Here is a 13,765-nt window from a genome sequence, read left to right on the forward strand (position 1 = left end):
GACCTGGACTGACCGCCGCGGGCCGAACGCATTCGCATCGGTCCCCGCATGATGGCTACCCGTCCCGCCCCTCTTCCCCCGGGTCGAGGGGCGCGTTTTCGGTAGCCCCGCCGGCCCCAGTGACCTGCACGGACGACCGATCGCCCCGTGACACTTCGTCTCGTCAGGTTTGCGAATGATAATTTGATGCAATCGCAAGTGGATGAGTAAACTGCCGGCTCCCCCCGGCTTTTACCGGTGCCACCTCCTCTGCTGCCACGCGACCACGATGTATCAGGCCAACCCCGACCTCCTGCATTTGCTCGACGTCACCGCCCGTAGCCTTCCGGGGCTCAGCGGACGTGTCGGCGAGGCCGGGCGCGACCAGCTGAAGGTCGGCGATGACGGCAACCGGGAGCGCATCGCCGCGCTGCACGATCACTGGCGCCAGGCGCACCCGGAGGCCGGGCCGCATTACTGGTCCGCCCGCAGCTGGACGCTGCTGGTCTGGCAGCCCATCTACCTCAGCCTGCTGGCGGTGCACCTGGCCGAACGTGCGCCCTGCCTGGCCGACATGGGCCAGTCGGTCACCGACGGCGTGGTGGCCGGTTTCTGCCTGCCCGAGCACTGCCCGCGCCATGCCGCCCAGACCGCGCTGATCGATTTCGCCGCCGTGCAGTTGCGCGAGCAGCTGGTGCGCCAGCTGGAAGAATTCCAGGCGATCGCGCCGATCCACACGAAGATGGCGAACCGCTTGGCCGCCGACCACGTGCTGGCGGCGCTGCTGCTCGTCCAGCGCCAGCAGCGCCTGTGCAATGACCAGGCCCATGCGCTGGAAACGCGCTGGCTGACCGCCCTTGGCCTCAAGGGCGACAGCACGCTGATCGACGTCCACCTCGACGACGGCCGCGACCGGCTGGCCCTGGGCCGCAAGGTCTGCTGCCAGCATTTCCGTCGATCGGACGGCGTACTGTGTAGTACATGCCCGAAAATCCGCGAAGCGGAACGGTTGGAACGTTTGCGCCAGGAGTTGGCCGCCGAATGCTGAACCTGCAGGACATCACCGTCCGCCACGATGGACGCGTCACGCTGGACATTCCCCGCCTGGACATCGAAGAGGATGCCTTCACCGTCATCCTCGGCCACAACGGCTCGGGCAAGTCGACGCTGATGAACCTCATCGCCCGCCAGGCGGAACCGGACAAGGGTCACCTCAGCCTCGACGGTCGGCCGCTGGAGGCGTACAGCCAGCGCGAGTTCGCCCGGCGCGTGGCCTTTCTGCCGCAGCGCCTGCCCGAGGTGGCCGGGCTGACCGTGCGCGAGCTGGTGCGGCTCGGACGCTTCCCCTGGCGCGGCCTGCTCGGACGCTGGCGCGCCGAGGACCTCGACGCGGTCGAGCAGGCGATGCGCGAGACCGACGTCCACCAGTTCGCCGACCACCTGGCCGACACCCTGTCCGGCGGCGAGCGCCAGCGGGCCTGGATCGCCATGCTGCTGGCCCAGGCGTCGCCACTGATCCTGCTGGACGAGCCGACCTCCGCGCTGGACCTGTCGCACCAGTACGAACTCATGGCCCTGCTGCGCATGTTCAACCAGACGGCCGGCCGCGGCATCGTCGCGATCCTGCACGACGTCAACCTCACCACCCGCTTCGCCGACCGCGTCATCGCGCTCAAGCAGGGCCGCGTGTTCTTCGACGGCACGCCGGACGAGCTGCTTTCGAGCGAACTCCTGAGCGCGCTCTACGACATCGACATTCAGCTGGTCGAGCAACCAGGGGCCGCCCGGCGGATCGCCGTGGTGGCGCCGTGATGAGCCGCACCCTGGCCGAGCCGGCGCTGCCGGCATGGCATGGCGATGCCTGGCGCTACGTCCTGACGCTCGCGCTGCTCGTCCCGCTGATTTTTACCCATCTGCACCTGGCCAGCGCCCTGCCCTTCGCCCGCCAATGGGCGGTCATCACCGGCGCGGCCGAAGGCAGCTTCGAGGCGCTGGAGTTCGGCCTTTCCGCCTTGCCGCGCCTGGTGATGGCGCTGCTGGTCGGCGCGGCCATGGGCTTGTCCGGCAGCGTGCTGCAGCAGATGACGCAGAACCGGCTCGTCTCGCCGATGACCATCGGCGCCAGCTCCGGCGCCTGGCTGGGCCTGGTGTGCGCCACGCTCTGGCTACCCTCGGTGGTGGCCGGGCACGGCCAGTGGGCCGCGCTCGCCGGCGCCCTGTTCGCCGTGGGGCTGGTGCTGCTGATCGCCGGGCGCGACGGCATCGCCGGGCTGCCCATCGTGCTCGCCGGCATGGCCATGAACCTGTTGCTCGGCGCGCTGGCAGCGGGCATCACCCTGGTCAACAACCAGTACACCCGTGGGCTGTTCGTCTGGGGCGCGGGGGACCTGGCGCAGATCGACTGGCACTGGGTGGGCTGGCTCTGGCCGAAGCTGCTGGTGGGCCTCGTGGTGATGGCCCTGGCACCGCGTGCGCTGACCCTGCTGCAGCTGGGCACCGACGGCGCGCGGGCGCGCGGCCTGAGCCTCTGGCCGGTGATGCTGACGCTGTTCCTGGTGTCGATCTGGCTGACCTCGGTGTCGATCACCGCCGTCGGGCTGATCGGCTTCATCGGCCTGCTGACGCCCAACCTGGCGCGGCTGTTCGGCGCGCGGACCTCGCGTGACGAACTGCTGTTCAGCACCCTGCTCGGCGCCGTGCTGCTGACCGCCACCGACGCCGTCGCGCTGTACATCAACACCTGGACCACGGACCTGGTGCCCAGCGGCGCCGCCGCCGCGCTGATCGGCGCGCCGGCGCTGCTCTGGCTGTCCCGGCGCCAGCTCTCGGCGGAGGACCCGCGCGGCCTGCAGCTGCCCGATGGGGCCGAGCGCATGAATCGCCGCCATCTGTTTTGGGCCCTGCTGTTCGCCATCGCGGCGCTGACCGTCAGCGTCGCCCTGGCCCGCAGCCTCGACGGCTGGTCGTTCGCCTGGCCGGACGCACTGATCTGGTCGCTGCGCTGGCCGCGCATGCTGACCGCCGCCGCCGCCGGCTGTGGCCTGGCGATCTCCGGGATGATGCTGCAGCGCCTGCTGCGCAATCCGCTGGCGAGCCCGGACATCCTCGGGCTTTCGGCGGGCGCCACCCTGGCGGTGATGGTCGCGCTGATGCTCTTCGGCGGCTCGCTGCTGGGCTTCACGGCGCCCATCGCGGCCTTCGTCGGCAGCCTGGTGGTGCTGGCGATCCTCCTGCTGCTGGGCCGGCGCCATGCCTATTCACCGGCGTTGATGGCGCTGGTGGGCATTTCCCTGACCGCATTGCTCAACGCCGCGCTGCAGTTCGGCCTGGCCAAGGGCACCGCCGATGCCTTCGCGCTGCTCGGCTGGCTGGCCGGCTCCACCTACCGGGTGAGCCCCGGCCAGGCCGTCGCCCTGACCCTTGGCGTGCTGGTGCTGGGCGGCCTGAGCCTGGTGTTCCATCGCGCCCTGACGCTGATTTCCATCGGCGACGGCGTGGCGCGCAGCCGGGGCCTGAACGTCACCCTCACCCGGGTCGGGCTGCTGGTGCTGGTGTCGCTGCTGTGCGCGCTGGTGACCAGCCTGATGGGGCCGGTGGCCTTCCTCGGCCTGCTGGCGCCGCACATGGCGGCGATCCTCGGGGCGCGCCGCGCGCTGCCGCAGATGCTGCTGGCCTCGGCGCTGGGCGCCTCCCTCATGCTGCTGGCCGACTGGCTCGGACGCACCCTGATCTTCCCGCTGCAGATACCGGTGGGCATCGTCGCCTCGGTCATCTGCGGCACCTATTTCGTCTACCTGCTGGTCCGCCGGAGGCTCGCATGAGATGGGCCCGCCTGCTGACGCTGCTCGGCGCGGCGCTGGCCTTCACCGCCTCGGCCGACGAGGCGCGGGTGGTCGCCCTGAGCTGGGAGTCGGCCGAGCACCTGCTCAAGCTCGACGTCACGCCGCTGGGCGTGGCCGATGCGGGCGACTATCGCGCCTGGGTGGTCCGTCCGAACCTGCCGGAGGCGGTGCTCGACGTCGGCTCGCGCACCGAGCCTAACCTGGAACTGCTGGCCGGCCTGCGGCCCGGGCTGATCGTGATCCCGCCGATGCTCGAGGACATGCGCAAGACGCTCGAGCGCATCGCGCCGGTGCTGTCCTACAGGAGCTTCACCCGCGATGCCGACAACTATGCCTTGCAGCGCGACAGCTACCTCGCCCTGGCGCGGCACCTGGGCCGCGAGGCACTGGCCCATGAGCGCCTGGCGGAGATGGAGGCGCACATCGAGGCCCTGCGCCAGCAGCTCTTCGCGCATTTCTCCGGCCAGCCGCCGAAGGTCACCGTCATCCGTTTCTCGTCGCCCACGGTGGTGTACATCAATGGGCAGAACTCGATGGTGCAGCGGGCCATGGACCTTCTGCAGCTGGAGCCGGCCTTCCCGCAGCCGGCGAGCGACTGGGGCATCACCCAGACGTCGGTGACCACCCTGGGCGCGATCCGTGACGGCGTGGTGCTGCATATCGAACCCTTCGCCCAGCAGGATGCGATCTTCGGCACGCCGTTGTGGCAGGCCATGCCCTTCGTCAAGGCCGGGCGTTTCGGCTCGCTGCCCTCCACCTGGACCTATGGCGGCGTGTTCTCGGTTGAATACCTGGCCGAGTCCATCGCCAAGGCGCTGCTGAAGATCCCACCGGACGAGGCGCAGGCGCCCTAGCTTGCCGGTCGGGAGTCATGGTGCTGATTGGCAGCGGACAAGGGGCAGGGCTCCGAGGGAGCGGGCCGAACGCGACTGCAGTGGCGACCCATTCTCGGTCGAGGCCGCTCCCACTGGAACGCGCGGCTCGCCTCAGGCCTGGGCCGTGCGTGCGCGTGCTGGCGCACGGACCAGCCAGGGGAACAGCAGCGCCGTCAGCACCAGCCCGGCCGCGCCCACCCAGAACGGCATCGCCGTGCCGTAGTGACTCACCAGCAGCCCCGCGCCATAGGCCGCGCCCATGTTGCCCAGGCACTGGAAGATGTTCACCTTGCTGAAATCCACCGCATAGTTCTCCGGCGTGCTCAGTTCGAAGAGCAGCGCATCCAGGCGTACCGTCACCTGGTAGAGCGCCCAGCCGAACAGCACCCGGCCCAGCAGGATCAGCCACTGGTTCTCGAAGCCCTGGAGGAAGGTCGCGGCGGCGCCCAGCAGCAGCCCCGCGAGGATGCCGTCACGGGTGGAGCCCTTGCTGGCGGCACGTCGGCTCCACCACAGCGCCAGTACGGCGATCGCGCCGGGCAGCGAGTAGACGAACCCGGCCATCAGCTCGCTGTTCCAGCGCGCCACTTCCTGCCAGTACACGGCGAAGAACGGCCGGGTGATGTAGCCCACGCAATAGAACAGCAGCATCACCACGCACAGCTTGTAGATGGCCACCAGGCTGCGGCCCCGTCCCTCGGCGGCTTCGGGCGCCGGGGTTTCGGCGGCCTGTTCGCTCGGCGCGCCGGCCTCGGGCAGGCCGCGGCGCAGCAGGTGCATGCAGATCGCCATCTGGATGAAGTCGCCGGCAGCCATGATCAGGAAGACATCGCCGATGTTCATCACCTGCAGGATCAGCCCGCCCACCGCCGCGCCCAGGATGGCGCCGAAGTGCACCACCACCGAGAGCGTGCCGATGGTCTGGGTGTGGCTCTCCTGCTGCTGCAGGCTCATCACGTAGGGGTACATCAGCAGGTAGCTGCCCTTGAACACGATCATCACCAGCGAGACCACCCAGAACAGCGGCAGCGAGTCGATGAAGGTGCAGGCGGCGGTCAGGCTGCCGGCGATGAACTGGGCGCTGACCAGGATGCGCACCGGATGCACGCGCTTGGCCAGTCGGGCCCAGAAGGGGAAGGCGGTCATCACGGTCAGGCTGATCGCCGCCAGGTACAGCCCCACGTGGGAGGCGGGCGGGTTGCCGAAACGCTCCGCGAAATATTGCGGATAGAAGGGGATGATCAGGTTATCGGTGACGACCGCGAGCGCAGTCATCGCGATCAGGCAGAAACGCAGGTTCATTGGGGTGCGGCAGGATCGATTCAAAGGGCCGCCATGATGCACGTCCGGCCGTGAGAAAGCGATGCGTCGCCGCCCCCGTACCCGACCGAAGGGCCGCCCGGCGACCGGCCGCGCTGAACTCGCCCCCGTCCCCTCACAGGCGCACCCGCGCGCCCTTCGTTCGCCCGCCAGCGATCGCTACAGGGCGCGTCGCAACCCGGCCCGGCCCAGGGAGAACGCCAGGCAATCCTCGGTGAGCCCCAGCGCGGCATTGACCAGGTCATTGGTGCGGTAGCGCTTGCGCAGGCCGATCGCGACCTTGGCCGCCACACAGGCGGCCGTCGCCCCGATCAGCGCCGGCACCAGCACCGGTTGCCGCCGAGTAGCCGCCAACGCTGCCGCGCTGGCCCCACCGGACAGGGCACGCACCAGCATCGAGGGTGCGATGGTGCGGTCAGGCGCGAAGGGCATCTTGTCGCCCAGCAGCTCAGCGGCTGCCAGCGGCATCAGAAACTGCCGCGTACGGTGCGACGACAGCGTACGCGCCGGCTCGTCCGCCTCGCCGATGTCCGGCCGATCGGCCAGCGCCCGGCTCACCATGGCCGGCGCCAGCATGCTGCGCATGCCCGTCACCACCCCAATCGCCAGGGCGCCCCATAAAAGATTGCTGGCTGTCGTCATCGCTGCGTCTCCCGTTGGGTATTCCATTCCGACCGGGAGCGGGCGGACGTGTTCAGCTCACAGCCTCAGGTTGGCCGGCGGCCCACGGACCTGCTTCAGTATTCGAAATGCGCTCGAATAGGCAGAGCGGCCGCCCAGATACGGCTATCGTGCAGCGTTGCGCTTACCAAGGACAGGTATCAGGCATGAGTGGTTACGTCGCCAATATTCCCCAGGCCAAACGGGAAGCCGAGCTTGAAGGGGTCACACCCACGGATCTCCATGCCCAGCGCTGGGCGGAATACGAGAAGTACAGCAAGGAGCCCGCGCCGCCGGCAGAGAAGATAAGGATCGCCTTGCGGATCGGGCTGTTCTTCGATGGCACCGGCAATAACGCCAGCAACAGCGCATTCGGGGTGCTCTGCGGCGCGCACCATCCGGTGCAGCAGGAAGACCTCGACGCCAGCTGCAGGCCGTATATGGGTGACCCGGACAGCAGCTATGGGAACGATGTGACTAATGTCCGAAAGCTGTTTGACCTCTATCTCGAGACCCCTTCACCTCAAGGTGAGGGGCCGCAAAAACGGATATCTCGCAGGCTGTACGTCGAGGGAATCGGCACCCGTGCGGGTGAAGAAGACAGCATCATAGGTTTTGGCGCTGGACGGGGTGGTACGGGCATCGAAGGGCGGGTACAGCTGGCTTTTGATCAGATCAATGCTCTCATCAAGGATACCCTCAGGGGAAACCCGAACGCTGAAATCAGCTCGCTAACGTTCGACGCTTTCGGGTTCAGCCGAGGCGCCGCAGCCGCACGGCACTTCGCCAATGAAGTCGTCCGTGGCAAGAACGGGTCATTACGTTCAGCCTTGCGGGACAACGCCAAGGCGTTCAGCCGGACCTTCGTCGATCAATACCAGCGTGACATCGACATGGGCTTCATTGGCCTGTTCGATACCGTCGCGTCGGTGGCCGGCCTGTCCAACCTAGGCAATGTCCGCAGCACCATCACCCCGGGCATAAAGCTGCACTTGGCTCCGAACTTTTTCGGCCATGTGGTGCATCTGGTGGCGCGCGACGAGCTACGCGCCAACTTTGCCTTGAGCGCCGTGAAGCCCGACCACCTGGAAATCACCCTGCCAGGGGCACACTCCGATATTGGCGGAGGCTATCTGGTCGACGCCGAAGAGCGGGTGCTGGTCAGTCCGATGCAGGCGTTGACCGTGCGGCAGGGTATCGATGTAAAGACCACGTCGATCTACCGGGATGTCGCCCAGGTCAAGGCCCGTATGGTTTCAGAGGGGTGGCCAGCGTCAGTCCTGGAGATCGTCACGCCAACCGCGAGGCTGCTACCCATCGACCCTCTGGATCGCCTGGCCCCTCGACAGCAGCGTGTCTATGCCGGTTTGCAGCTAAAGCGCAGGGTCAGAGGGGAGCTGTCGCGGGTCTATATGCGAGTGATGTATGCGCTGGCCAGACAGAAGGGAGTCCCGTTTGACGACATACCGGAGACACCCGAGCAAGCGATACCTGCAGAACTTCAACACCTTTGCGATCGATTTGTAGCGGGTGACTACAGCACCACTGCCGCCGACGAAGCACTGCTCAAGGAGCGCTACATACATACATCTGCGCACTGGAACCCCCCTCTTGGAAAAGCAACGCCCAGCGGCTTGAAGGTAGTTTATATCCATGCCCCCCACGCCGATGGCGTACGCATACAACATCCCCATGTACCTGACTGGACCCTCCTGTGATGAAACCATTGATCGCCCTGCTGGGCGCGCTGTTGTTAGGCGGTTGCCAGGCGACCGAGCCGCTGTCTAGGAGACATGAGCCTTGGTGGAGCCTTGAGTTCATGGCACCTATCTATATGACAGGGTGGGTTGAGGCCAGCCTGGTGGAAGACATCAAAGGTCGGCTTTTCGACCATGGGACCGGTGGCGTCATCGGTACTGGCAGCGTGGACTATGGCACTGCGACTGAGCTGGCTCGGGGTTGGCCGCAGGCGCTAGGAGGAGGAGTTCGCGGCGTGGTGGGCGCAGACCTGCCCAAACGCGTTTTCGTACGCTGGCAGTCTGTGGTGGAACCCCAGACCTATCGCGCCTGGGTGGAGATACCCGAGCAAGCCCGTCAAATCATGCATGCTTCGACTCGCCGGCCATGTGCCGAGACTTCCGGACAGGGTCCTCGCTACGCCGCGTCGCTTTACCTTGGCCTCGCACCCGGCGGCACAGTGCAGGTATGGGTGCGCGACGAATGCAGCAACACGTTGAAAGTCGCTCGGGCGCAGGCCGAAATCGAGCCGCTGGGCCCTTCCCAAGGGCTGACGGAAGGCCGTTATGCCTACAAGATCAGCGAGTACTCGAAGCGCTATATCGACAAATACGGCATTCCTTACGGAAGCTGGTGAGCGGCAGCCCTGGGGCGCTTAACTGATCCGCAGGACGTTGCCCTTTCCATGGACCGGACCCTCCTGTGATGAAACCATTGATCACCCTGCTGGGCGCGCTGTTGTTGGGCGGTTGCCAGGCGACCGATCCACTGTCAGGCGAAAAAGATCCAAAAGACTCTCAGTGGAGCCTCGAATTTACCGCCCCTATCTATATGACCGGCTGGGTCGAGGCCAGCCTGGTGGAAGACATCAGAGGCCGGCTTCTTGACCATGGCAGCGGAGGTGTCATTGGCACCGGCAGTGTGGATTACGGCACTGCGAGCGAACTGGCTCGGGGATGGCCAAGAGCTCTGGGAGGCGGCTTTCGCGGGGTCATAGGTGCAGACCTGCCCAAACGCGTTTTCGTACGCTGGCAGTCCGTGGTCGAGCCCCAGACTTATCGCGCCTGGGTGGACATACCCCAAGAAGCCCGGCAGATCATGCACAACTCCACTCATCGGCGTTGCCCGGAAACACCCGAGCGCACCGCACTTTATACGGCTGTGCTTCATCTCGGCCTGGCCCCTGGCGGCACGGTGCAGGTATGGGCACGGGACGAGTGCAACAACCCGGTGAAAGTGGCCCGCGCGCAGGCTGAAGTCGAGCCTTTGGGGCCTTCCCAGGGACTGACGGACGGCCGCTATGCCTACCCCATCAGCGAGAACTCCAAACGCTATATCGAGAAATACGGCATCCCGTATGGGAGCTGGTAACGGTTCCCTGGTCCTCCCCCTTGGCGCGACGCGCCGACCGCCCGTCGCCACTCACCGAAACGCCTGACGCCCGTCATAAACCTGCCACCTGTGCTTCCTAGTGTCGGTTTACCACCGCACCCGAGGAACACCGCTATGCGTATGCGCATCCTGGACTGGCTGTTCGCTGCAAGCCTGGTCGGCCTCGCCGGCCCAACGCTGGCGCAGGCCGAGCACGGCTCGATCGAGCAGGACTACCGTGACGAGCGGCTCGAAGGCCTGGAGGCCCGGCGACAGGCAGGCGAGCGCCGCAGCTGGCGCACACCGGACTGGCGGCCCGAACCGGTGGTATCGCTGAACATCCTCGGGATCAACGACTTTCATGGTCAGCTGTCCCCGCGCGCCGTGTCCGGCCGGCCGGCGGGTGGCGCGGCGGTGCTGGCGTCCTATCTCAGGGCGGCGAGCCGTGAACACACCCTCATCGTGCATGACGGCGATCAGGTGGGCGCCTCGCCGCCCAACTCGGCGCTGCTGCGGGACGAGCCCTCGATCAGCTTTCTCAACCTGCTGGCCAACCCCCACTGCCGCCCCTTCGGCAGGCAATACCAGATGCCGCGCGACGTTCAGCCCTTCGCTCAACAGCGCTGCAACCTGGTCGGCACCCTCGGCAACCATGAATTCGATTACGGCCGGACGGAGCTGCTGCGCCAGCTCACCGGCGGCAACCACGCCGACGGCCCCTTCCTCGAAGACCCCTGGCAGGGCGCACGCTTCCCCCATGTGTCGAGCAACGTGCTCGACGCCGCGTCCGGCGAGCCGCTGCTACCGCCCTACTCGGTCCACTATGCCGACGGCGTGCGCGTCGGCGTGATCGGTGCCGTGCTCAAGGAAACCCCGACCATCGTCTCGCCCAGCGGGGTGGCGGGGCTGCGCTTCGTCGACGAGGCCGAGGCGATCAATGCATCGGTGGCGCAGTTGCGACGCCACGGGATACGCACCATCGTCGTCGCCCTGCACCAAGGCGGCCAGCAGACCAGCTACGACGGGCCCACCCATCCCCAGGCGGACAGGCTCGAAGGCCCGGTGGTCGATATCGTCGAACGGCTGGACGACGAGGTCGACGTGGTCATCTCCGGGCACGCCCATGGCTTCACCAATGCCTTGATACCCAACGCCAACGGCAAGCCGATCCTCGTCACCCAGGCGTTTTCGGCCGGCACGGCCTATGCCGACATTGAGCTGGTGGTCAGCCGCCGTACGCGCGACGTGATCGAGAAATCGGCCGCCATCGTCACCACCTGGGCCGACCAGGGGCCGGGCCTGACTCCGGACCCCGAGGTCGCCGCCCTGGTGGCGCAGGCCGATGCGCGGGTCGAGCCGCTGGTCGCTCGGGTGGTGGGCATCGCCCTGGGCGACATCACCCGTACCGAGACGCCCGCCGGCGAATCCGCGCTGGGCAACCTGATCGCCGACGCCCAGCGCGTGGCCACCGATGCGCAGATCAGCTTCATGAACCCGGGCGGCATCCGCACCGACCTGCCCGGCGGCGAGGTCTCCTGGGGCGCGCTGTTCGCCGTCCAGCCCTTTGCCAACGACCTGGTCTCCATGGACCTGACCGGCGCGCAGATCAAGACCTTGCTGGAACAGCAGTGGAGCGATGGCGCCACGCGGCTGCTCAAGCCCTCCGGCATCCGCTACAGCTGGTCGGCGAGCCGCCCGCTGGGCAATCGCGTGATCGAGATGCGCGACGCGGCCGGTGCGCCCATCGACCCGGCCGCGACCTACCGGGTGACGGTCAATTCGTTCCTCGCCAGTGGCGGCGACAACTTCACCCTGCTGACCGAAGGCACCAACCGCGTCGTCGGCCCGGTGGACCTGGATGCGCTGGTCGATTACATCGAGTCGCTGGCGCAGCCGTTCACCGCGACCGTCGAAGGGCGGATTCAGCGGACCGACTGATCCACTAGGCCCGCCCCAAGACCGGCAGTGCCGCACGCCTCCGCACCTTGGCCCGGGGTCGGGGCGGCGACCCCGGCCGCAGGCTCAGCGCTCCTCTTCCCGCCTCGGCATGGGAATCGCGACGCTGCTTTCCACACTGCCGGCCGTGGCGTCACCTTCCTTGTAGAAGGGTTCGATTTCCTCGCGCGCCTGCAGCCAGTAGTCGACGTCACGGCCCTCGGGGCGGCCGTTTTCTTCCCAGAGCTGGTAGGCCCGTTCGCGTATGCGTTGTTCCACGTCGTTCATGTCCGTCACCTCGCGTTGCTTGTAACGGGGCGTCAGCGCCCGCTGCGCTTGGCGTGCCAGGCAACTGGCGACCCAGATAGTCAGCAGAGACATGCCGCGACAGATGGTTCCTGGCGGTGCCGGGCAACCGACGAACGCCCCGGCCCGATCCCGCCACGGCGGGGCCTGCCTCAGCGCTCGCCGACGAGCGGCAGGCAGCGCAGGTTCCTGTGGTCTTTCAGGGGGCCGTCGTAGCAGAGCCATCCGGGCTTGCCGGCGAGCACGCTGGCCGGATGGATGGCGTAGGGGTTGCCGCCCTCGGCGGCGGCGATGGCCTCTCGCTCGGTGAAGCCGGGGGCGAGGCGGGCCAGACGGTTGTAGAGCTCGATGCGCGCATCGAGGTCGTGCAGGCGGGCCAGGTAGCGCTTCATGTCGAGGCTGGCGACGTCGAGCAACACGTTGCCGACCGGGTTGCGCCAATCCCGGCTGACGGCCGGCTGCGGTTGGCGCAGCCACTCGACGAACGCCGCCGCATCCTGCCGCGAGGCGTCGGCCACGCCGCGGTAGTTCGGCAGCGTGGCGTTGATGGTCATGTTCGGCTTGAACAGCACGCGCATGAACAACCGGCCCTGCTCGCGAATGATCTGCGGGTCGTCGCGCATGGCCGCGTAACCGTTGGCGGCCATCACGAACTCGCTGCGCATGACCACCTGCAGCGAACGCTCGGCGGGCGACAGCGGCGCCAGCGGGGCCGGCGCCTCGATCAGGTTTCGCTGGCGCAGGACGCTCAGGGTGCCGACATCGGCCGCCATCAGGTGGGCGATGACCAGCTTCTGCACCAGGGTGTCGGCTTCGGCCAGATGCCGCCGCCAACGGGTGAAATCCGCTTCGAGCAACGCCTGGGCCTGGTCGGCATGGCCGTCGAGAATCAGCCGATAGGCCTGCAGCGCCAGCAGGCGATTGCCGGCGATCAGCACCGAGTAGCTGGGTAACGGCGACGAAGCGGTAAGCGCCGAACGCCTGAGCAGGTGCTCGAAACCGATGACCCGCTGGTAGCGTGCGAGCACCTGGGCGCCGTCCTGCAGCAGCGCGTCGACGTCGCGCCGACCGTCGAGCACCTGCTGGAGGCAATACAGCCATTCGCCACCGCAGCGTTGCTCGACCACCGACCGCGGCAGCAGCTCGACCTGTTGCGGCCGGAACGACGCGTCGAGCGCCGAACGGCTATCGAGCCACTGCCGGTACTCGGCCTGACGCGCGCGCCCCACGGCCATCGGCTCCTGCGCGGCGTCCAGCCCGAGCAGGTAAAGATAGCCCTCGCTGCTCCCGCCCTGCTGGTTGACGGCATCCATCCAGGCCACGGCCTGCGCGTCGAGCGGCTCGTCCTGCATCCAGATCACGGCGGCGCCTGTCAGCAGCGCAGCGGCGGCAGAAACGATCAGCAGGGTACGAAACTTGGCAATCATGGAGACGTCCGGGCCCGAAGAGCGCCGCATGATAGAGGATCGCGTCGCGTTGTGCGGTGAACGAGGCCGATACTGGCGATACGAGGCGTCCGCGGCAGCGGTCGATGCAGGCCGGACGACAACGGTGGCTAGGGGCGACGCGTTGTGGCACTGTCCGCGCCGCATGGGCCGGTGGCGGAAAAAGCCCTTCGCGCGTGACGCAACCGGCATGCCGGACACGGGTCGAACCGTTTATCGCAAACGCCCGCGGTTTTCGGGCGGCCGCCGGCGGCGTCGCTACAATGGCGACTGGCCACTTTCCATCCACTTTTCG

Annotated in this window: 12 protein-coding genes; 8 read left to right on the top strand and 4 right to left on the bottom strand. The window is 67.4% G+C overall.

Annotated elements, in window-relative coordinates; translation table 11 throughout:
* Nucleotides 1–268 precede the first annotated feature (268 nt).
* Genes DN824_RS16275 through DN824_RS16290 form a run of 4 tightly spaced genes read left to right on the top strand, consistent with a single transcriptional unit; the run spans nucleotide 269 to nucleotide 4,675 of the window.
* Nucleotides 269–1,027, top strand: coding sequence for a siderophore ferric iron reductase (locus DN824_RS16275; RefSeq protein ID WP_138409459.1), 759 nt, complete (start codon nucleotides 269–271; stop codon nucleotides 1,025–1,027).
* Nucleotides 1,021–1,791, top strand: coding sequence for an ABC transporter ATP-binding protein (locus tag DN824_RS16280; protein ID WP_138409460.1), 771 nt, complete (start codon nucleotides 1,021–1,023; stop codon nucleotides 1,789–1,791). Before DN824_RS16275 ends, DN824_RS16280 begins: the two co-directional genes overlap by 7 nt.
* Nucleotides 1,791–3,800 (top strand): Fe(3+)-hydroxamate ABC transporter permease FhuB, encoded by a 2,010-nt coding sequence (gene fhuB / locus DN824_RS16285; RefSeq protein ID WP_138409461.1) that lies wholly within the window; start codon nucleotides 1,791–1,793, stop codon nucleotides 3,798–3,800. Before DN824_RS16280 ends, fhuB begins: the two co-directional genes overlap by 1 nt.
* Complete coding sequence (locus tag DN824_RS16290) at nucleotides 3,797–4,675, top strand: ABC transporter substrate-binding protein (protein ID WP_138409462.1); 879 nt, start codon at nucleotides 3,797–3,799, stop codon at nucleotides 4,673–4,675. The genes fhuB and DN824_RS16290 overlap by 4 nt, the downstream gene beginning before the upstream one ends.
* A 132-nt stretch (nucleotides 4,676–4,807) precedes the next feature.
* Here the strand turns inward: DN824_RS16290 and DN824_RS16295 are convergent, their stop codons facing one another.
* Nucleotides 4,808–5,998 (bottom strand): MFS transporter, encoded by a 1,191-nt coding sequence (locus tag DN824_RS16295; RefSeq protein ID WP_138409463.1) that lies wholly within the window; start codon nucleotides 5,996–5,998, stop codon nucleotides 4,808–4,810.
* Between the two features lie 177 nt (nucleotides 5,999–6,175).
* A complete protein-coding gene (locus tag DN824_RS16300) occupies nucleotides 6,176–6,658 on the bottom strand; it encodes a DUF4126 domain-containing protein (RefSeq protein WP_138409464.1) in 483 nt (160 codons plus the stop codon).
* Nucleotides 6,659–6,843: 185 nt separating this feature from the next.
* Between DN824_RS16300 and DN824_RS16305 the strand changes: the two genes are divergently transcribed.
* The 4 genes from DN824_RS16305 (at nucleotide 6,844) to DN824_RS16320 (ending at nucleotide 11,722) form a co-directional block, all read left to right on the top strand.
* Nucleotides 6,844–8,394, top strand: coding sequence for a T6SS phospholipase effector Tle1-like catalytic domain-containing protein (locus DN824_RS16305; protein WP_138409465.1), 1,551 nt, complete (start codon nucleotides 6,844–6,846; stop codon nucleotides 8,392–8,394).
* A complete protein-coding gene (locus DN824_RS16310) occupies nucleotides 8,394–9,050 on the top strand; it encodes a DUF2931 family protein (protein ID WP_138409466.1) in 657 nt (218 codons plus the stop codon). Before DN824_RS16305 ends, DN824_RS16310 begins: the two co-directional genes overlap by 1 nt.
* A 68-nt stretch (nucleotides 9,051–9,118) precedes the next feature.
* Nucleotides 9,119–9,784: a DUF2931 family protein gene (locus tag DN824_RS16315; protein ID WP_138409467.1), complete on the top strand. Its 666-nt coding sequence runs from the start codon at nucleotides 9,119–9,121 to the stop codon at nucleotides 9,782–9,784.
* Between the two features lie 135 nt (nucleotides 9,785–9,919).
* Entirely contained in the window at nucleotides 9,920–11,722 is a 1,803-nt protein-coding gene (locus tag DN824_RS16320) for a bifunctional metallophosphatase/5'-nucleotidase (RefSeq protein WP_138409468.1), read from the top strand.
* Between the two features lie 84 nt (nucleotides 11,723–11,806).
* On the opposite strand, the gene DN824_RS16325 is transcribed toward DN824_RS16320, so the two are convergent.
* Nucleotides 11,807–12,007 (bottom strand): DUF2934 domain-containing protein, encoded by a 201-nt coding sequence (locus DN824_RS16325; RefSeq protein WP_138409512.1) that lies wholly within the window; start codon nucleotides 12,005–12,007, stop codon nucleotides 11,807–11,809.
* 170 nt (nucleotides 12,008–12,177) lie between these two features.
* Entirely contained in the window at nucleotides 12,178–13,452 is a 1,275-nt protein-coding gene (locus DN824_RS16330) for a hypothetical protein (RefSeq protein WP_138409469.1), read from the bottom strand.
* Nucleotides 13,453–13,765 lie beyond the last annotated feature (313 nt).

The organism is Stutzerimonas nosocomialis (assembly GCF_005876855.1).
In the GTDB taxonomy this organism is placed as follows: Bacteria; Pseudomonadota; Gammaproteobacteria; order Pseudomonadales; family Pseudomonadaceae; genus Stutzerimonas; species Stutzerimonas nosocomialis.

Coding starts and splice junctions, on each gene's coding strand:
- DN824_RS16275 (WP_138409459.1), top strand. CDS start 269: ATGTATCAGGCCAACCCCGACCTCCTGCATTTGCTCGACGTCACCGCC.
- DN824_RS16280 (WP_138409460.1), top strand. CDS start 1,021: ATGCTGAACCTGCAGGACATCACCGTCCGCCACGATGGACGCGTCACG.
- fhuB (WP_138409461.1), top strand. CDS start 1,791: ATGAGCCGCACCCTGGCCGAGCCGGCGCTGCCGGCATGGCATGGCGAT.
- DN824_RS16290 (WP_138409462.1), top strand. CDS start 3,797: ATGAGATGGGCCCGCCTGCTGACGCTGCTCGGCGCGGCGCTGGCCTTC.
- DN824_RS16295 (WP_138409463.1), bottom strand. CDS start 5,998: ATGAACCTGCGTTTCTGCCTGATCGCGATGACTGCGCTCGCGGTCGTC.
- DN824_RS16300 (WP_138409464.1), bottom strand. CDS start 6,658: ATGACGACAGCCAGCAATCTTTTATGGGGCGCCCTGGCGATTGGGGTG.
- DN824_RS16305 (WP_138409465.1), top strand. CDS start 6,844: ATGAGTGGTTACGTCGCCAATATTCCCCAGGCCAAACGGGAAGCCGAG.
- DN824_RS16310 (WP_138409466.1), top strand. CDS start 8,394: ATGAAACCATTGATCGCCCTGCTGGGCGCGCTGTTGTTAGGCGGTTGC.
- DN824_RS16315 (WP_138409467.1), top strand. CDS start 9,119: ATGAAACCATTGATCACCCTGCTGGGCGCGCTGTTGTTGGGCGGTTGC.
- DN824_RS16320 (WP_138409468.1), top strand. CDS start 9,920: ATGCGTATGCGCATCCTGGACTGGCTGTTCGCTGCAAGCCTGGTCGGC.
- DN824_RS16325 (WP_138409512.1), bottom strand. CDS start 12,007: ATGAACGACGTGGAACAACGCATACGCGAACGGGCCTACCAGCTCTGG.
- DN824_RS16330 (WP_138409469.1), bottom strand. CDS start 13,452: ATGATTGCCAAGTTTCGTACCCTGCTGATCGTTTCTGCCGCCGCTGCG.